This is a genomic window from Nostoc sp. FACHB-110 (assembly GCF_014697425.1).
GTDB lineage: Bacteria > Cyanobacteriota > Cyanobacteriia > Cyanobacteriales > Nostocaceae > Nostoc_B.
Genome location: NZ_JACJRU010000001.1, coordinates 218,411 through 238,214 on the forward strand (window position 1 = coordinate 218,411; position 19,804 = coordinate 238,214).

The following is a 19,804-nucleotide window of genomic DNA, read 5'->3' on the forward strand; positions in this document are numbered from 1 at the left end:
AACTTCTTGGGGAAGTTTGCCCAAATCACAGCAAATCACTGCACGATCCATCAACGGAAATGTTTATGACTGCAAAATATCTGGCGGTTGCCCCTGAGACAAGAAAATCACCTCGCCTCAGATGGGTAAATGTGGCGTTTTTTGCTGCTTTTCATGCCTTAGCTTTGTTGGCTCCTTGGTTTTTTTCTTGGTCAGCATTGGGATTGTTAATATTTCTCCATTGGTTGTTTGGAAGTATTGGCATCTGCCTAGGATATCATCGACTATTAAGCCATCGGAGTTTCCAAGTACCCAAGTGGTTAGAATATGTAATCGCCACTATCGGAGCCTTAGCCATGCAAGGCGGGCCGATTTTTTGGATTGGTGGACACCGCCAGCACCACGCCCATACAGAAGATATCAATTTAGATCCCTACTCTGCCAAGCGCGGATTTTGGTGGAGTCATATGCTGTGGATTATGTGTCCTCGTCCTGAGTTTTTTGACTATGAAATCTATAAAAAATACGCACCTGACTTAGAAAGACAACCCTTTTATCGCTGGTTAGATCGCTACTTTTTATTATTGCAAATTCCCTTAGGAATTTTGTTGTATGCTTTGGGCGGCTGGTCTTTTGTCGTCTACGGAATGTTTGTGAGAGCAGTTTTGTTGTGGCACTCCACTTGGTTTGTCAATTCTGCATCACACATTTGGGGTTATCGCACCTTTGATGCCAACGACGAAGCGCGTAACTTGTGGTGGGTATCCCTGCTAACTCATGGCGAAGGCTGGCACAACAACCATCATACTTTTCCCCACGTAGCCAAAGCCGGATTTCAGTGGTGGGAGATTGATATCACCTGGTGGAGTATTAAAGCTTTAGAAAAATTGGGTTTAGCCAAGAAAATAGTATTACCTCCGGCTCACCTTGCAAGTCACAGATGAATTACCCCTTCATGATTTAACAACCAACGCTTGCGTTCTAACCCACCTGCATAGCCTGTGAGTGTAGCGTTAGCACCAATGACTCGATGACAAGGAAGCACAAGCGCAACGGGATTAAGTGAATTTGCCATGCCGACAGCACGATAAGCAGTCGGCTTACCAATTTTTGCCGCTAAATCAGCATAAGAAATAGTGCTTCCCCAAGGTATCGAGCGCAATGCAAGCCATACTTGCTGCTGAAATGCAGTTCCACCAGTGCTGATGAGAATGTTGTTTAGGCTGGTGCGCTCGCCCTCAAAATAAGCTTGAATTTTACTACTAAAACCCTGGGGATTTTTGACATATTTCAAATCAAAACTACCATAACGCCTCTGAAGCAGCTTAAACATTCGTTGTTCATAATCAGCAAAATCTAAAGCGCAAAGTTTTTCACCATCCGAGGCAATTAAAATCGTGCCAATTTCTGAATTGATTTTGTCAACTAGTAATTTCATAGTTTAATTTTTTATCGAAGTTATTTTGACGAAAATTTAAATTTTCATACTAAATATTAATTGTAACTTTATACATTTATAATATTATTACTTGTTGTTAGACAATTTTGTAAACTAGTAATTTCATCGTTTTATACCTTTGCCATAACGAAAAACTTAAAAATCTTCTATAGTTCAGCCAATTCACTAAAAACTTTTTGCTTCCAAAAGTCGATTTTATTTTCTCGCGTTACTGGTTTATTTAGTATTTTTCGCCATGTTCCGCACGCAGCACCACTGCGATGAGTAAATGCTAGATGTTTGGCTTCTAAACCCATGTTTCTCACTTTACTACTTGCTTTTCCTCCCCATGTAATGATAGCTAGTGGCTCAAAAATTCTTAACTCAGCCTTTAAAACTTGAATGAAGCGATCGCGGTCTTGTTTACTTAACTTAATACCTTTATCTTTATCAGGCTGACTGACCCAAATTTTGAATATATCTGTTAAATAAACTCGATATCCTTCATCTAATAATATTTTAATTAAATCAAAGTATAGCCTAGTGCTGCGGTGTTCCTCACGACAACTTTTGAGGTGCAAAGCATAAGGTGTTGCAATACGAATTTCTTCTACTCTTTCGTCACTTTTTCTCAGAGGATCTTGTCCGACAATGACAATTGTCTTTTTATTGGAGTTATCATCATTTCTCTCAAGAATACTAGGAATATCAATCCCTATAACTAAAGCTTCGTGATAACGTTTCTGAAACTCCTCATCATCAGAGTGAAAGATACTTCTAGGCAGAGTACGTTCAGGAGGATAACCTTCTATCTTAAACTCCTTACGCATCACCTCATAGAAACCCTGCAACGTTTCTTGTGAAATATAAAACACTTTAGATAATTCCCGTTGTAAGGACTCAAACTCATCTGATTTAAATTGTGAAAATAAATACTGTGACATGAACTTACGGTCATTAGATTGTATTACTATCTAGGTTGCCCGTAATTACAAATAGCCTAACAATACTGAACCTTATACAACATATACTCTTTACTTTCTTCTTTGTGTCTTTGCGCCTCTGCGTGAGCTTTTAAACAGTCTTGTCAGCAACACCACAGTATTTAGAAGTCTAATGTAACTCAACCCAACATTGGGTAAAACGTTCACTTGTCCATCCAACCAAATCTGAGACTTGTCCATCACCTATTTCTACAATTCGCTTGTTACCGTCTCTACGTTCTATTACATCCACAGAGAAAAATTTACTTTCAATTCGTCTGGCACACTCTTCAACAATTTCTGGAATTTCTTCATTGGGTGAAGCGGCAAAAGGTTGTCCATATATGACAAAATAACGCTTCTCAGTCTCAGGGAGAAAATCTTCAATTTGCCGTACACAAATACCGCCTTCAATATTCCCTCGAAACTTCTGCATCTCAGCAATCACTGTTTTAATTTCTGAAGGTTGATTAATTACAGAACCAACTGATGTTTTGAGAGATTTAACATAATCTTTGATAAAAAATCCATTCCATTCCAATTTAGTTAACTCATTTTCTAAATCATCATCGACAGAATAAAATTTAGTCTCTGGGGTTAAGTCAACTATCAAAGGATACCAATTTGGAATGTAATGTGTTGCTAAATAATCAGTCTGAGAAGTTAATATATTTGCGCCTGTACTTTGTATAACACTAACTAACGATTCATAATCAGTAGGCGAGAGCATCCAACCTCGATAAACTACTTTTGAACCGACTTCAGGAAGAGGAATTATCTTTGATGAATTAGTACCTAATGACTCTAAAGAAATCAAAGAAGTGGCAAAGCCAGCACTTTGCACACAAGCAACTTGTTCTAAATAAGCTGCATCTGCTTTCTTGGGATTAAAGTAATCACTGGGAAAAAGAAATCTCATGAAATTTTTATCTAATTAATAAGTTGTAAACCTAAAAATAGAGATGCTATAGTTCCGGAAACGGAAATTTCCCCTTGAGTTATTTTCTCAAATACTGACTCTACAGGTATTAAAATCACTTCAATTTCTTCTGTGATATCTAAGTTCTGGTCGCCTACCTTAATCACATTCTCAGCTAAAAATAAATGTATGCGATTTGTATCTTTGCTTGGTTTATCATAGAATGTTGCAACTTCTTTTACTTGTTGCGCTAGATAACCAGTTTCTTCTTGTAATTCTCTAATAGCTGCTGTTTCGGCACTTTCTTGAGTGGGGTCGAAATGTCCGGCGGGTAGTTCTATAAAAAAGTCGGCTACTGCGTGTCTATATTGGCGGACAAAAACGATTTCTTTATTAATTGTAATTGGTAAAATAATGGCAATTTCTGGTTTAATACTCACAAAATAATCATCAATTATTTTACCATTGGGTAATTCGATGGTATCTTGCCTAACTTGACACCAGCGATGGTTTAATACCATATTTGATTCTAATATTTTCCACTTTTTAAGATTGCTCATATATGTCATATCATTTATGAATAAAACTGCCACTATACAGAAGCAATAATGAAACGAACCGCAAAGGGCGCAAAGAACGCAAAAAGAGAAAGTTAGCGAGATTTTGGTGCAGTTTTATGAAGAAGTGTAGGAGTTGATGAATGTAAAAAAGTATAACAGATGCAATAAATCAGCTAAAATCTCTTAAACTGTTTTTGCCCTAGCCATAATAGAGCATATTTATGCAATTAGAAGTAAATCTATTTACTGTCAATAAACGATTTCCGTTGACTATTAGTAGGGGGACAACGGCACAAACAACAAATGTATGGGTAAAGATTATTGAAGATGGTATTGAAGGCTGGGGTGAAGCATCACCATTTGGTGTAGGTAATTATGCCCAAAAAACAGAGCAAATTAAAGATGCTTTCGAGCAAGTTATACCATTATTACAATCATTCCACCCTTTGCAGAGGCAACAAGTTGAGCAGGTTTTAATCGAAAAACAAGTGCCTTCGTCGGTGCGGGCTGCTTTGGATATGGCTATGCACGATTGGCTAGGTAAGCGAGTCGGTTTACCACTGTGGCAAATTTGGGGATGCGATCGCCAAAACATTGTACCAACTTCAGTCACAATCGGCATCAATTCCCCAGAAGGCGCGAGGGCTAGGGCGCGGGACTGGTTAAATTTTATCGATGTGCGGCTGTTTAAGGTGAAATTGGGTAGTCCTGATGGAATTGAAGCAGATCGGCAAATGTTACTTGCTGTACAACAAGAAGCACCCCACTTAGAATTTTTTGTAGATGCTAACGGCGGTTGGAATTTAACCGATGCGATTGAAATGTGCTATTTGCTGGCTGATATTGGTGTAAAGTATGTAGAACAGCCCTTAGCACGAGGTCAAGAAGCAAGTTTAGCTCAACTCAAACAAAAGTCACCTTTACCGATTTTTGTCGATGAAAGTTGCTTCACCAGCGTTGATATTCCCCATTTGGCAAACTGCGTAGATGGTATTAATATCAAACTGATGAAGTCAGGGGGCTTAACAGAAGCATTGCGAATGGTGCATACAGCGCGTGCATATAATTTACAAGTAATGTTTGGCTGCTATTCTGATAGTTCGCTAGCAAACACAGCCGCAACACAGTTAGCACCACTAGCTGATTATTTAGATTTAGATAGTCACCTAAACTTAATTGATGACCCGTTTACAGGCGCATTTGTGAACGAGGGAAGAGTTTTACCAAACGATTTACCAGGCTTGGGAGTACAATACAGTGCGTTTGCCGCTTAACCAAAAAATAGCTATTTTGCTGCATGATGGGGTAACTGGAACCCAAGGAAAAACGGGGTTGGCAATCTTACGCTACAGTGAAGCCCCCATCGTCGCAGTCATTGATAAGATTACTGCTGGCAGACCTTTGCCAGAATTAACAGGGATCAAGCGTGATGTACCGATTGTCCCATCATTAGCAGCAGCTTTAGAGTACAAACCGGAAGTTTTAGTTATCGGGATTGCCCCCAAAGGTGGTGCTGTACCGGATGATTATTGGTTAGAAATTAAAGATGCCCTCAAAGCTGGAATGTCTTTAGTTAATGGTTTACATACACCATTAGCAACGATCGCAGAATTAAATGCTCTCCTCAAGCCAGGACAAGTAATTTGGGATGTCCGCAAAGAACCACCAAACCTAAATGTAGCCAGTGGAATGGCGCGGAATCTTCCCTGTCGCCGGGTGTTGACTGTGGGAACGGATATGGCAATTGGCAAAATGTCTACCAGTTTAGAACTCCACTGGGCAGCAAAATTGCGGGGTTGGCGTTCTAAGTTTATCGCTACAGGTCAAACTGGTTTGATGTTAGAAGGTGACGGTATAGCTTTAGATGCTGTCAGGGTTGATTTTGCGGCGGGTGCTGTCGAACAAATCGTTATGCGTTATGGTCGAGACTACGATATCCTCCATATTGAAGGGCAAGGTTCGCTGCTACATCCCGGTTCTACAGCTACCTTGCCCTTAATTCGCGGTTCTCAACCCACGCAACTGGTATTAGTACATCGCGCCGGACAAATCCATAACCGGAATAATCCCCATGTACCAATTCCACCGTTAACTAAAGTCATTCAAATGTATGAATCTATTGCCAGTGCAGGGGGCGCATTTGGGAAAGTGCCTGTTGTGGGTATAGCTTTAAATACCGCTCACTTAGATGAATTGGCTGCCCAAGAAGCGATCGCCCAAACTACCGCCGAAACAGGTCTAACCTGTATAGATCCAGTCAGATTTGGTGCTGGGTTGTTGTTAGATGCGGTTATGAAGTATGAAGTGTGAAGTATGAAGTATGAAGTGTGAAGTGTGAAGTGTGAAGTGTGAAGTGTGAAGTGTGAAGTATGAAATTTTACACTTCTATTGAGATCAAAGATCCTATTTTTGGGAAAACTACCAAATAGGCATCACCTTGAAACTGTTGTATGAAAACTGCTTTACACAGAGGGAAACTAACAACTTGGAAGGATGATAAAGGTTTTGGCTTTATCAAACCCGATGGTGGTGGTAAAGAGGTTTTCTTACATATTAGTGCTTTGAAAGGAGCAGGTCGTCGCCCAAAGCTTGGAGATACCATTCTCTACGAGCAATTTGTTGAATCTAATGGCAAGATACGTGCTACCAAAGCCTCTATTCAAGGTGTTGTACCTCAAGCTTCGTCAATTAAGAGACACAAAACAAAAGGTGGAGCACTCAAAATTGGTGTTGGAGTCGTAAGTTTAGCTGCTATTGCTCTGTTTACTCGTAGTCCTTTTCCTTCACCAATTACATCTATTATGCAGCCGGGATGTATGATTAAAGGCAATATTGCAATTGGAACAGGAAACAAGTTATATCATCTTCCAGGTATGGAAGATTATGGATCAACTATTATTGATCCATTGAAGGGAGAGAGGTGGTTTTGTACAGAGAAAGAAGCGATCGCATCTGGTTGGCGTAAAGCACCAAGGTAGACACAGCAACCCAACACATCATAGCTACAGGCTGCCCTCAAATTTCATACTTCACACTTCACACTTCACACTTCATACTTCATACTTCATACTTCACACTTCACACTTCACACTTCATACTTCACACTTCACACTTCATACTTCACACTTCGTTTGACAGCGATCGCAAATTCCCTGCACAGTCACTTCATAGCGTTCGGCTTTCAATCCCGAGCGCAATTTATTTACGTCTATACACTGAAATGTATCCCAACTGATGTCTTCAATTGCACCACAACAAGTGCAACGGAAATGATGATGTGGCCCAACATTGGCATCATAACGAGAAACGCCTTCTTCTAGCAGCACTTCTCTTACCAAACCAACCTCACGTAATGCTTGCAAAGCAGCATAAACTGTTGCCTGGGATGAAGTCGGCGCATCCTGATTCAAGTTTGTCAAAATTTGATCGACAGTAGGATGGTCTTCTCTTCCTAGCAGATTCGCATATACCGCGAAGCGTTGGGGAGTCACTCGCAATCCTTTGCTTTTGAGTGTTTTGACAATCTCATCAGCTTTTTGCTGCATAGCATTTACTTGGCTTACATTAACAAACTTAGACCATTATTATAACGTTTCTCCTCTCAGTAATTTCCTTTTTAAGGAATAATAAGCTTAAACAAGTATTTATTACTATTTGCTAACTCTGAAATTATAATTATTCTGATTTAAAAAAGCTGTATGTAGATGAAAATATTTTGAAAGCATAAGTACGAGGAACACAAATCCTTTTATACAGCCTCCTACGGTAAAAGAATAGCGATCGCTCTATGCGGATGAGGCCTGTTGCTCATAGCATTAAAACAACACCCCTTTGCATAAGTGATACCCAGCATGAAACGCACGAGGAAGTCTCTGCTGCTAGCCTTGAGTTGGATATTGTTGTCAGTTGGCACATCAGTTTTAATTATTCTGACGCAACCAATTGCACCAGTTCCAGCACAAGAACCACCGACGACGACAACGGTAGAAACCACAGAAACTCCAAAGCCAACCGACGAACCAGACAACCCAACAGCCACCGAACCAAAAAAACCAGATGCAGTAGAAGAACCTGCACCCACTCCAGAAGAAATCGCTCGTCAACAGAAGTTTATTGAAGCAGACAAGCTATACCTGGCTGGAAATATTGCCGAAGCAGAAAAACTCTATCGTGAAGTCAAAACACCATTTGCCACAACAGATACACCAACTCAAGAACGTAAACCAGCTATTGTTGATCCCACACTACTATCGCCAGGGGGTAAAGTTTATTGGCGAGAAGGTGAAGCTGGAATTGCGGCTAAATTGCAAACCAGAACTTTAGTAGCACTGAAACTATTAGTAGAAAATAATCCAGAATTTATTCCTGGTCATATTCGCTATGCCGAAGCTCTCAAACAATATAATCACCCCAAAGAAGCTTTAGATATTTTAGAACGAGCATCGTCACTTTATCCCGACCAACCAGATTTAATTAGAGCTAGAGTCACAGCACTGGCTGATGAAAAAAAATGGATGGAAGCATCTTTAGCTGCGCGTCAGTTTGCCATGCTTTACCCTAACGATCCCCAAGCAGGAGAATTTACCCAATTAGCAGACCAAAATCTGAAACGCTACAAATCTCACATCAGATCGGAAATTCGCGGTAACACCATAGCTAATATCATCACAGGTGCATTGGGTTATGCCGTCACTGGTAGCTTGTTGGGGCCGTTTTCTGCTTTAGACTCCACCATCTTGCTGCTGCAAGGTGAAGGTACAGTGGGTGAGTCGGTGGCCAAACAAGCTAAAAAACAACTGCCTTTAGTTAAAGACGAAGAAGTGTTAGCTTACGTTAACGAAATTGGGCAAAAATTGGTCAAGGTTTCCGGACGCAACGAATTTAAATACGAATTTTTTGTGATTTCCGAAGAGGAACTTAATGCTTTTGCCCTACCTGGCGGTAAAGTTTTTATTAATGCAGGTGCGATCGCTAAAAGTAACTCCGAAGCCGAACTTGCTGGATTAATCGGCCATGAATTATCCCACGTAGTTTTATCCCACGGTTTTCAACTAATTACCCAAGGCAACTTAATTTCTAACGTTACCCAATACTTGCCTTTAGGTGGCACAGTTGGTCAACTTTTTGCCCTTAGTTATAGTCGGGACATGGAACGTCAAGCCGACACCCTGGGGACACGTTTGATTGTGGCTAGCGGCTATGCTGCTGATGGGTTACGTAACTTAATGGTGACATTAGAAAAGCAAAATAAAAATGCTCCACCTACTTGGTTATCATCACACCCTGGCGGTAAAGAACGAGTCAGTTATCTAGAAAACCTGATTACCCGTGGTAACTATAATCGCTACACCTATGAAGGGGTGGAACACCACACTCAGATTCAAGCAAAAGTTAAAAAAATCCTCAAAGAGAAAAAAGAGCAAGAAGACAAAAAGCATCATTCTGAGTGAATCAAAACCCAAAATTTTTGCGTCACTGTAAATATAGCTGTCTAGTGTCTTTGTTGTAGAGGAGCATTTATGAAATTAAAACCCTTGAAATTATTATGTTTGAGTGGCTTAGGTTTATCTTTATTTTTAGGTAATTCCGCCGCTTTTGCTCAAGTTAACGATGGCGGTGGTATCGTTGTACCCACCACTTCTGACCCTTCAGATTCATCAATTCCTGTGGATACATCAACAGGTGTACCCACTTCATCTAATGGCACTGTCGTTGGTGATAATAGGTTTGTCTGTCAAAATGACAATGGTCAGTATGTCGTGATGTATCAGCCCGAAAGTCAACCAGGAAGATTCTTTCGTTGGGCAGCACCAACAAGTTTAGGCGGTGGTTGGGATGCTTACAAACGCTGTCTGACCATTGCTCAACGCTTAGAACAATATCGTCCTGACGGCTTGCAAGAACTTCAGACAGGTTTTTTGAATAACGAAAACATTGTTTGTGTGACTACCGAGGCTAACCCTAGCTGCCGCATTGTGCTAACAGTCCCACGCAACAAAGACCCTTATACTGTCCGCAATAGTATTTTTCAAAACTTAATTTCTGCCGATGATGGTCAACAAACTACGGCGGTAAACACTTATCGCAACAGTGGTAGCGGCGTAGATGAAATCTACAATCTAGGTCGCACAATATTAGGTGGTAGTCGTAATCAACAAGTGAGCGCATCTAGAAGTGGAATTAATCTTAAACCATTCCTCGATCGCAAAGATGGTGGCACTGGTACAAAATTAAAAAATGGTGTGGCAATTCGCCGTCAATCTCCGAATCAATCTCAAGGTCGGACTATTCTAAATCCTGGTAAATTCCGTTAATCAGGTTTAAGAGGTACAGAAAAATTCCAAAGCAATCACAGAGACTATGTGATTGCTTTACACTGACATGATATAAATAGTTTTGGGCGTTGCATAAATGCGGGATGAAATCATAAAATTCAACTTTTAAAACTCTTGCTCTTTGCGCCTTTGCGCGGCAGTCGCTTCAAGTCGGGAAACCCGCCCAACGCGCTGCCTTGCCTTTGCGTGAGACAAAAATCATCCCCGTAATCAGCAACGCCAAATAGTTGTGTAATACAATGCGATCGCCAAAAAATTATCTCCAGATACTCAATGGCATACTGGAGAAATAGTGGTAAATCTTGCCCCTGATTCATTGTTCCTTGCCTAGCTGGTTTTGTTGCAGGTATAATTACAACTCAGCTTTAAGTAGTTTCAACAGCTTGTAAATCTGGAGTTACTTGGCATTTTGTAAATTTTGTTTGCGGCGTTGGTATAAGAAAATACCACCTACTGCCAGCATTCCTAAAGTTACGCTAGGTTCAGGAGTCGATTGAAACTTACCAGAACCGAGATGAAATGTGTGGTTATCAGATTCAAAACCACCACCCCCAACTTGGGAAAGCTTGATTTCATCAAAGTTATCAGATGTGCCGGTGGAGGAAAACTCAAAGAAGCCATTCTTTTGGTTACTCATGTTGATACCGACAACGGTAGCAATATCGTTTAATTGCTGGTAGTCCCATTTTGCAACAGTTACTCCACCTTTAAGGAGTTCAAAGGTGTTACCACCACTTAAAGCACCTGCATCAAGACCAAAATAATTGAAAACACCACCATTTTTAGCTTTGATACTGACAGAGTTACCGTCAAATACTGCTAAATATTTGCTTTGGTTAACATCTCCAGCTACACCAGCAGGCGCCCATTGATCGTTAAAAATACCTGTACTCCCTGCTGAAGTTGAATAATTACCTTGAGAAAAGGTGTAATCTACTAGACTGTTGCCTTTAAAACTTTTGTCATTAACATTATTGAAGTCAATAGTAACGAAATTACTATTGTTGACATTCTGAGAAAAAGCACCTTCATGAACGTTAGATGTCCGATTAGCACCAGGGGTGTAATTCAAGCTAATAGCATGGGCAGAACCAGCATAAGCCACAGAAGCGATCGCAGATGCAGAAAGAGCCGCAAAACACGCCAATTTTTTGATAAACATTATTGAACCTTTCCACGATTGGTGTTTGATAAGTCAATTGTGGAATTTATTTCTTATAAGAAGAAGGATGTAATTACTATATTTTTATCAATATGTTAAAGGAAGACTTTAGTATTATTTTTGGTATTTTTTAACTAGAAAAATAGTGTAATTACCTAACAATATATAAAAAACCTTCACAAAATCATAAATTTGGGATGAAATAACTTATGTAAATTAAAAATCTTGTGTTTAAGATAGCTGGGAATTAAAGAATAGATAAAACTGACTGCCCTACACATCTACATCTATATGACGTTTTGGGCTATGGTTTTTATAAAAGATGTTAATAGCTAGAAAGTAATACACTCATAACCACCTGCTCTTCCTTTTGATGGTGAAATTTTACCTAACTTAACCTTTTGCTAGGTATTTCTTAATCTAGCTGGGATAGCGTGAAGCACTGAATCCAAAATTAATCCCAATTGGCGATCGCACCAACTGCAAGGTATATCTTTGTAGTTTAGATGATGTGGCGATCGCCCTACCTATACGCAAAGCAGAGAGTTTAAGTTTTACAATCTATGGTAACTACAAATTCAATCCGCTTTTCGCAGTTCAATGCTTCCCTAAATCGCAACGCTGAAGGTCAGTTAATTACTGATTTATCTACCCCCGACAATGCCCAAGCCAAAGCTGTAGCTGAAATTATTCAACGCAATAACCCAGATGTCTTACTAATTAATGAGTTTGATTATTTAAAAGACAACCCTTTACAAGCAGTTCAATTATTTCAACAAAATTACCTGGGAGTTAGCCAAAATGGTGCAACCCCAGTGGAATATCCTTATATATATATTGCCCCGTCTAATACTGGGATTGCCTCTGGGTTTGATTTAAATAACGATGGCAAAATTGTCACTACCCCAGGCGCGCCAGGCTATGGTGATGATGCCTTTGGGTTTGGCAATTTTCCTGGTCAATATGGAATGTTGCTACTTTCCAAACATCCTATTGACACTGCTAATATTCGCACCTTCCAAAACTTCTTATGGAAGGATATGCCAGATTCTTTATTACCTACTATTACTACTCCTGGTTCTGATGAACCTTGGTACTCAGCAGCAGAACAAAACATCCTGCGCCTTTCTTCTAAAAGCCATTGGGATGTACCCATCAAAGTAAATGGTGAAACAATTCACGTTTTGGTTAGCCATCCCACACCGCCAACCTTTGATGGTGCTGAAGACCGCAACGGTAAGCGCAACCATGATGAAATTCGGTTTTGGGCAGACTACATTACCCCAGGTAAAGGTAATTATATCTACGATGATGCGGGTAAGCGAGGTGGTTTAGCGGCTGGGTCACGTTTTGTGATTATGGGGGATCAAAATGCTGACCCGGTTGATGGGGACAGTTTTAATAATGCCATTTTGCAACTATTACAAAATCCCAATCTCAACACTAACGTTATTCCTAGCAGTCTAGGAGGAGTGCAACAAGCGGCGTTACAAGGCGGTGCTAATAATAATCACAAGGGTAATCCTGCTTTTGATACCGCAGATTTCGCTGATACTGCGCCTGGTAATTTACGCACAGATTACGTCTTACCCTCAGCCGACCTGACAATTAACAACTCTGGAGTATTTTGGCCTCTCAATACTGACCCACAATTTACACCTGTGGGGACTTTTCCCTTCCCTAGTTCTGACCATCGCTTAGTTTATGCAGATGTGCAAACTGGGCCGACAGCTACAGGGAAGACTGTAACAAATGTAGGGTTTTTGGGACAGCAGATTTTTCCGACAGGCTTTATTCCCGATGGTACAGCAGGAAAGATAAACGGCGAAACAATTCCTGTTGGTGGTTTATCGGGTATTGCTTACGATGCTGCTAACAATCGTTATTATGCTATCTCAGACGATCGCTCGCAAAATGGCCCTGCCCGCTTTTATACTTTTACTGGCGACCCAAAAACTGGTATAACTTTTACTAACGTTACTCCTTTAAAAGATGCTAACGGTAACTTCTTCGCACCGTTGAGTGTAGACCCAGAAGATATTGCCCTGACTAACAAAGGTACTGTATTTATTACCTCGGAAGGAGAAGTAAATCTTGCGGCTGCTCGGGTGACAGATCCCTTCATTAAAGAATTTTCGTTGACTGGCGAGGAATTGCGATCGCTAGTTATCCCCAAAAAATTCCTCCCAAAAGTTCAAGATACTAACGATACACAAACATCCGGTGTGCGGAATAACTTGGCTTTTGAAAGTCTCACCATCACCCCAGACCAAAAAACATTATTCACCGCCACCGAAAACGCCTTGTTCCAAGATGGTGCAACTACCACCACTACCACAGGTACACGTTCGCGGATTCTGCAATATAATTTGGTTTCCGGTCAGCCAGAAAAAGAATATCTCTACATTACAGACCCATCTGTGACACCAAACCCCGCCACAGGCTTTAGTGATAACGGCTTAGTTGATTTACTCGCCATTGATAATCGTGGCACATTACTAGCGTTGGAACGTTCTTTTGCGGCGGGTGTTGGAAATACTATCAAAATCTACGAAATCAGTTTGCAAGGGGCGACTGATATTAGTACCATCGATTCTCTAGAGAGTTTGAGTCCAGAACAAATAGCAGCTATTCAACCAGCGCAGAAGCGTTTAGTAGTCAATCTCAATGATTTGAATCTGACGACTGATAATATCGAAGGTTTAGACTTCGGCCCCAAACTCGCAGATGGTCGTCAGTCTATCGTATTGGTAAGTGATAACAACTTCAACCAAAGTCAATTTACCCAAATCCTCACTTTAGGTGCAGATTTAATTCCTACGGTTGCGCCGCGCGTCGAAACTCGCCCTGATTTGTTGGATGATGATGTACAGAATGCGGATGCAGATGACCCAGCAATTTACGTCAACGCCAATAATTCCGCCGATAGCTTAGTGCTGACCTCTGTGAAAAATGGCGGACTGCGGGTTTATAACTTGTCGGGGGAATTGTTGCAAACAGTCAATCCTGGCAATATCCGCTACAACAATATTGATTTGCAATATGGCTTTAAATTGGGCAATGAAACTATTGATATTGCCGTCGCCAGCGATCGCCAAAATGATAAACTAGCAATCTTCAAGATTAACCCCAATAGCCCCGGTCAATATCTCGAAGAAATCACCGACAGCAGTATTGGGACTATCTTCCAAGCACTACCATTTACGCCACCTTATTCTGCTTCTTCTCGGAGTGCTTACGGCTTGGCTTTGTACCGCAGTCCGATTAGCAATGATTACTATGTCTTCGTGAGTCGTCGGCAAACTGGCGACATTGCCCAATTCAAACTGATAGATAAAGGTAACGGCAAAATTGGGGCAGAACGAGTCCGGCAATTTACCATACCTACCACCGAAGGGCGATCGCCGCAAACTGAAGGGATGGTAGTAGACCAAGAAACAGGCTTTTTATACATCGGTCAAGAAGATGTCGGTATCTGGAAATTCGAGGCAGAACCAGACCGCAATACGACAGGCACATTAATAGATAAAGTCCGGGCTTTAGGTGGGACTCATCTCACCGACGATGTAGAAGGCTTGACTATCTACTACGGCAAGGATGGTAAGGGTTACTTATTAGCCTCTTCTCAAGGAGATAACACCTTTGTGGCTTATACCCGCGAAGGCAATAACCGATATTTAGGTAGCTTTGCTGTCGGTAACAACGGGTCAATAGATAGTGTGCAAGAGTCTGATGGTGCAGATGTGATTAACGTCCCATTAGGCCCGAATTTCCCCAACGGATTATTTATCACTCAAGACGGTTCTAACGAACCCGCAGTCATCGCTGATGGCGAGAACATCAGCACTAACTTCAAGCTTGTGCCTTGGGAAAACATCGCTAACGCTTTTCCCAATCCTTTAACCATAGACACCAATAGTTACAATCCTCGTAATCCTCAAGATATGACACCACCCAAAGTTACCCTCAAAGGTTTTGCATTTTTACCTGCTGATAGCTTTGCTGAAGGGCCAGCATCTGGGAGTTTAATTACAGGTACAAATGGCCGGAATGTGCCTTTTGCTAAACAGCCAATTCAAGGCTTTAGCGGTGTACAAAAAGCGGATGATAATTCTTTTTACTTCTTATCTGATAACGGTTTTGGCAGTAAAGATAATAGTGCAGACTACTTACTGCGAATTCATCGTGTAGACCCCAGTTTCCGAGGAATAGAAGCCGGGGGTAATGGTAGCGTCAAGGCGTTGGATTTTATTCAACTATCTGACCCTGATAAGAAAGTACCTTTTAAAATTGTCAATGAAAATACTAATGAACGTTTCCTCACGGGTGCAGATTTTGATGTCGAATCTCTAGTTATTGGTGACGATGGTAGTTTTTGGATAGGTGATGAGTTCGGCCCATATTTATTACATTTTGATGCCACTGGCAAACTGTTAGATGCACCTATCCCCACACCCAATATCACCACCCTCAACACCTTAAATGGTCAAGCACCCATTGTGATTGGACACCGAGGCGCGAGCGGAGAACTACCAGAACACACCCTCGGTGCTTATATGCGGGCAATTGAACAGGGTGCAGACTTCATTGAACCTGATTTGGTAGTGACAAAAGATGGTGTATTAATTGCCCGTCACGAACCGAATTTGATTAATACTACCGATGTATCAGATCATCCCGAGTTTGCAGACCGCAAAACTAAAAAAGTTGTTGATGGAGTAGAGGAGGAAGGCTTCTTTGCGGAAGACTTTACGCTGGCGGAAATTAAAACCTTACGGGCTAGAATTCAGCCCAATTTCCGTCCCCAAGCGTTTAACGATTTGTATGAAATTCCTACCTTGCAGGAAATCATTGATTTGGTTAAGCAGGTAGAAAAAGATACAGGCAAGAAAATTGGCATTTATCCTGAAACTAAGCATCCAACTTACTTTGCCCAGCAAGGTTTTAATATTAGCCAGAAGCTAGTTGATTTGTTAGTTGCCAATAACTTTACTGACCCATCACGGGTATTTATTCAATCTTTTGAGGTGGGAAATCTCAAAGAATTGAACAATGTTATTCTGCCTGCGGCTGGCATTGACTTGCCTTTAGTCCAGTTATTAGATGCCGTTGATGTCAATTTAGATGGTTCATTAATTGAAACCAAGCCTTATGATTTTTTGGTGAATGGTGACTCCCGCACATATTTAGACTTACGTACAGCCGCAGGTTTAAAAGAAATTGCCACCTACGCCGATGGAATTGGCCCTTGGAAGCGGATGATTGTTTCTGTCAAGGGGGTAGATAAAGATGGTGATGGAAAAGCCGATGATGTTAATGGTGATGGTTTAGTCAACGATGCGGATAAAACTTTAACTGCACCAACTTCTTTAGTTAAAGATGCCCATCTTGCAGGTTTATTAGTTCATCCTTACACCTTCCGCAACGAAGGGCGTTACCTAGCAGCCGATTATAACGGCAACCCCCAAGCCGAGTTTCAACAGTTCATTAAATTGGGTGTAGATGGTTACTTTACTGACTTCCCGGGTACAGGCGATTTGGTGCGTGACCAATTAACTGGGCTATTGGTAAGATCGCCGCAAAATCCTGATGTGCTGAATCAGAAGACTTTTGAGACTTTATCAGGCAATGCACCTTTAGTAATTGGGCATCGTGGGGCGAGTGGGTTGCGTCCTGAACATACTTTAGAATCTTATAAGTTAGCGATCGCTCAAGGTGCAGATTTCATTGAACCCGATTTAGTTGCTACCAAAGACGGCAAACTAATCGCCCGTCACGAAAATGCTTTGGCAATTCTCAATGATGATGGTACAGTCAATCTCACCGATACCAGCACTGATATTTACTTGCGTCCTGAATTTAAAGACCGCCTCACTACCAAAGTCATTGATGGACGCACCGTTAAAGGTTGGTTTACAGAAGACCTCACCCTAGCTGAAATCAAAACTCTCCATGCAATTGAACGCTTACCAAATCTGCGGGGAAGCAAATTTAATAATGATGGGCTAAAAGTACCGACTTTAGAAGAAATCATTGATTTGGTGAAGCAGGTAGAAGCTGAAACAGGGCGTAAAATTGGCATTTACCCCGAAACCAAGCATCCTACTTACTTTGCCTCGGAAGGTAAACTCATCGATGGGACATCCATTAACACCAACTTAGGCAAATTACTTGTTGATACCCTAGTTGCGAAAAACTTTACCGATCCCAAACGGATATTTATTCAATCCTTTGAGGTAGGGAATCTCAAAGAATTAAAACAGGTTTTAATGCCAGCTGTGGGGATTAATATTCCCTTAGTGCAACTATTAGGTGGCGAAAATCAAAAACCTTATGATTTTGTTGTCAGTGGTGATTCTCGCACTTACGGTGATTTAATTACACCGACAGGATTAGCTGCGATCGCTACTTATGCCGCAGGTATTGGCCCCAACAAACGTTTGATTATCCCAGCCAAAACTGTAGACCGCAATAACGATGGGCAACCAGATGACCTCGACGGTGATGGTACAATCACTGATGCCGATAGAGTTTTAGGCACACCCACTACATTAATCAAAGATGCCCACTCTGTCGGCTTGCAGGTACACGCTTATACATTCCGTAACGAAAGTGTATTCTTAGCTTCAGATTACCAAGGCGACCCGAAAAAAGAATACGAACAATTCATTAATTTGGGCATAGATGCTTACTTTACAGATTTTCCTGGAACAGGTGATTTAGTCCGCGACAAATTTGTCGGAATACCAGCTGTACCTAACCTTGGTGGTTCTAAAGGCTTTGAAGGTTTAGCCATCAGCCCCGATAAGAAAACCTTGTATCCACTTCTCGAAGGTTCTGTTACAGGTGATCCTGCTGGTTCACTACGAATTTATAAATTTGATGTGCCATCCCAGCAATATCAGGGTTTAGTTGGCTACTACAAATTAGAAGACCCCAGCTACGCCATTGGTGACTTCACCGTAGTCAACGACCATGAATATCTGGTAATTGAACGGGATAATAATCAAGGCGATGCAGCACAATTCAAAAAAATCTTCAAAGTTGACTTCTCCAAAAAAGATGCCAACGGCATTGTTGAGAAGGAAGAAATTGCCGACTTGTTAAATATTCAAGACCCCAACGACTTGAATAAAGATGGCAAAACCAAATTTACCTTCCCCTTCGTCACCATTGAAGATGTCTTAGTCTTGGATGCTAACACTATTTTGGTTGCCAACGATAACAACTATCCTTTCTCTAAAGGTAGAACAGGCGATATCGACAACAACGAAATGATTGTGCTGCATTTAGACAAGCCGCTAAACTACTATCCCCCACTATTCAAAAATTTTGACAATGATATCTTTACCATCCAAGGTAAAGATGCCAAAACCAGACTAAAAATAGACTTGACTGGACGCAACACTAATCGCACCAACGAACTGGGCGTATTTACCGTAGACGATGCTGACGGCAGAATCAATGGTATCGCCCCAGGAGAAACAGGTTACACCGAAGCCGCGCTAGAGAGGGCAAAAACAATTTTCTCTGTACTCAATAGAGGATTGAAGAATGTTGATATCTCTCGCCTTGTGGAATTTGATTCAGGCGATCGCCTAAGATTTTATGCTGTAAAAAATGGTACAACTGACGGTGTACTAGCGGGGAATATCCCCCTGAGTAACGTTGTCTTTGCCAGCAACACAACCCAAAAAGTTACCAGTTTGGGCAATAATCAGTTTTCCCTCGCTTGGGAGATTCAACCAGATAATGGCCCAGACTTCCAAGATTTAGTAGTGAAAATTCAATCCACTGACACAGCTTTACCCATTGGCACAGCTTTGCAAGGTGATTCCCAAAAAGAATTAATTGACTTACGCGCCCAGACACAGTTAATCAAAGCTGATTTTATCGTTAGCAAAGACGCGGCTTACAAAAACTATGTCAGCTTTTATAAAGTCACCGATGCCAATGGCGGTATTGATATCAATGGGGATGGAAAAGCAGACATCCTACCCGGACAGGCTGGTTATACTCAAGCAGCAGTAAGTACGCGTGTAGCTGGCATTGACCTCACAGCCAACAGTGGCACAACCACTTATAGTGCTACATTCCAAGGTGGCTACATCTATGCACCATTTATCATTGCTAATGGTACACCAGAAGCGATTTTGGATAACAACCCCAAAGACCCCCCAGTTTACTTCTCCTTCTTAGGTGCTAATCCCAAATCATCAGACCAAATTACGTTATTAGGCAATAACATTTTTGGTTTTGAAGATTTACCCAAAGGTGGCGATAGAGACTTTAACGATATGACTGTCCGCGTCGATTTACAGATTGCCTAATTTTGGTGTAGAGACGTTGCATTGCAACGTCTCTACATATATATTGTGGTCAACCCCCGCTTTTTGTGATCAAGCAGGGCAGGGTAAACCCAAGAATG

General features: G+C 41.3%; 14 protein-coding genes. 7 read left to right on the forward strand and 7 right to left on the reverse strand.

Annotation, left to right across the window (positions count from 1 at the left end; all coding sequences use genetic code 11):
- Positions 1-65: 65 nt before the first annotated feature.
- Entirely contained in the window at positions 66-923 is an 858-nt protein-coding gene (locus tag H6G69_RS00780; RefSeq protein ID WP_190680571.1) for a fatty acid desaturase, read from the forward strand.
- Here the strand turns inward: H6G69_RS00780 and H6G69_RS00785 are convergent.
- The 4 genes from H6G69_RS00785 to H6G69_RS00800 form a co-directional block, all read right to left on the reverse strand.
- On the reverse strand, positions 914-1,417 hold the full coding sequence (locus H6G69_RS00785) for a methylated-DNA--[protein]-cysteine S-methyltransferase (protein ID WP_190680572.1): 504 nt from the start codon (positions 1,415-1,417) through the stop codon (positions 914-916). The genes H6G69_RS00780 and H6G69_RS00785 overlap by 10 nt on opposite strands.
- A 167-nt stretch (positions 1,418-1,584) precedes the next feature.
- The gene (locus H6G69_RS00790) at positions 1,585-2,361 is read right to left on the reverse strand and encodes a uracil-DNA glycosylase (protein ID WP_190680574.1); all 777 of its coding nucleotides are present in this window, start codon (positions 2,359-2,361) and stop codon (positions 1,585-1,587) included.
- Positions 2,362-2,530: 169 nt separating this feature from the next.
- Positions 2,531-3,319 carry an ATP-grasp domain-containing protein gene (locus tag H6G69_RS00795; RefSeq protein WP_190680576.1) on the reverse strand — a complete coding sequence of 263 codons (789 nt, stop codon included), beginning with the start codon at positions 3,317-3,319 and terminating at the stop codon, positions 2,531-2,533.
- Positions 3,320-3,330: 11 nt separating this feature from the next.
- Positions 3,331-3,879, reverse strand: a complete 549-nt coding sequence (locus H6G69_RS00800; RefSeq protein ID WP_190680578.1) for an NUDIX hydrolase — start codon at positions 3,877-3,879, stop codon at positions 3,331-3,333.
- 221 nt (positions 3,880-4,100) lie between these two features.
- Here H6G69_RS00800 and H6G69_RS00805 point away from each other — a divergent pair, with 221 nt between their 5' ends.
- The 3 genes from H6G69_RS00805 (at position 4,101) to H6G69_RS33720 (ending at position 6,857) form a co-directional block, all read left to right on the forward strand.
- The gene (locus H6G69_RS00805; RefSeq protein WP_190680580.1) at positions 4,101-5,153 is read left to right on the forward strand and encodes a dipeptide epimerase; all 1,053 of its coding nucleotides are present in this window, start codon (positions 4,101-4,103) and stop codon (positions 5,151-5,153) included.
- A complete protein-coding gene (locus H6G69_RS00810) occupies positions 5,137-6,189 on the forward strand; it encodes a DUF1611 domain-containing protein (RefSeq protein WP_190680582.1) in 1,053 nt (350 codons plus the stop codon). Before H6G69_RS00805 ends, H6G69_RS00810 begins: the two co-directional genes overlap by 17 nt.
- 140 nt (positions 6,190-6,329) lie before the next feature.
- Complete coding sequence (locus H6G69_RS33720; RefSeq protein ID WP_190680584.1) at positions 6,330-6,857, forward strand: cold shock domain-containing protein; 528 nt, start codon at positions 6,330-6,332, stop codon at positions 6,855-6,857.
- Between the two features lie 135 nt (positions 6,858-6,992).
- On the opposite strand, the gene H6G69_RS00820 is transcribed toward H6G69_RS33720, so the two are convergent.
- The gene (locus tag H6G69_RS00820) at positions 6,993-7,424 is read right to left on the reverse strand and encodes a Fur family transcriptional regulator (protein WP_190680586.1); all 432 of its coding nucleotides are present in this window, start codon (positions 7,422-7,424) and stop codon (positions 6,993-6,995) included.
- Positions 7,425-7,730: 306 nt separating this feature from the next.
- Here H6G69_RS00820 and H6G69_RS00825 point away from each other — a divergent pair, with 306 nt between their 5' ends.
- Together H6G69_RS00825 and H6G69_RS00830 are read left to right on the forward strand one after the other, a co-directional pair.
- A complete protein-coding gene (locus H6G69_RS00825; protein WP_190680588.1) occupies positions 7,731-9,329 on the forward strand; it encodes a M48 family metallopeptidase in 1,599 nt (532 codons plus the stop codon).
- Between the two features lie 69 nt (positions 9,330-9,398).
- Positions 9,399-10,193, forward strand: a complete 795-nt coding sequence (locus tag H6G69_RS00830; RefSeq protein ID WP_190680590.1) for a COP23 domain-containing protein — start codon at positions 9,399-9,401, stop codon at positions 10,191-10,193.
- A 119-nt stretch (positions 10,194-10,312) separates the two neighbouring features.
- Here H6G69_RS00830 and H6G69_RS00835 read toward each other — a convergent pair whose 3' ends face one another.
- Both H6G69_RS00835 and H6G69_RS00840 read right to left on the reverse strand, forming a co-directional pair.
- A complete protein-coding gene (locus tag H6G69_RS00835; protein ID WP_190680593.1) occupies positions 10,313-10,531 on the reverse strand; it encodes a hypothetical protein in 219 nt (72 codons plus the stop codon).
- 80 nt (positions 10,532-10,611) lie between these two features.
- On the reverse strand, positions 10,612-11,376 hold the full coding sequence (locus H6G69_RS00840; RefSeq protein WP_190680600.1) for a PEP-CTERM sorting domain-containing protein: 765 nt from the start codon (positions 11,374-11,376) through the stop codon (positions 10,612-10,614).
- 563 nt (positions 11,377-11,939) lie between these two features.
- Here H6G69_RS00840 and H6G69_RS00845 point away from each other — a divergent pair.
- Positions 11,940-19,706: a phytase gene (locus tag H6G69_RS00845; RefSeq protein WP_190680602.1), complete on the forward strand. Its 7,767-nt coding sequence runs from the start codon at positions 11,940-11,942 to the stop codon at positions 19,704-19,706.
- The last annotated feature ends 98 nt before the right edge of the window (positions 19,707-19,804 follow it).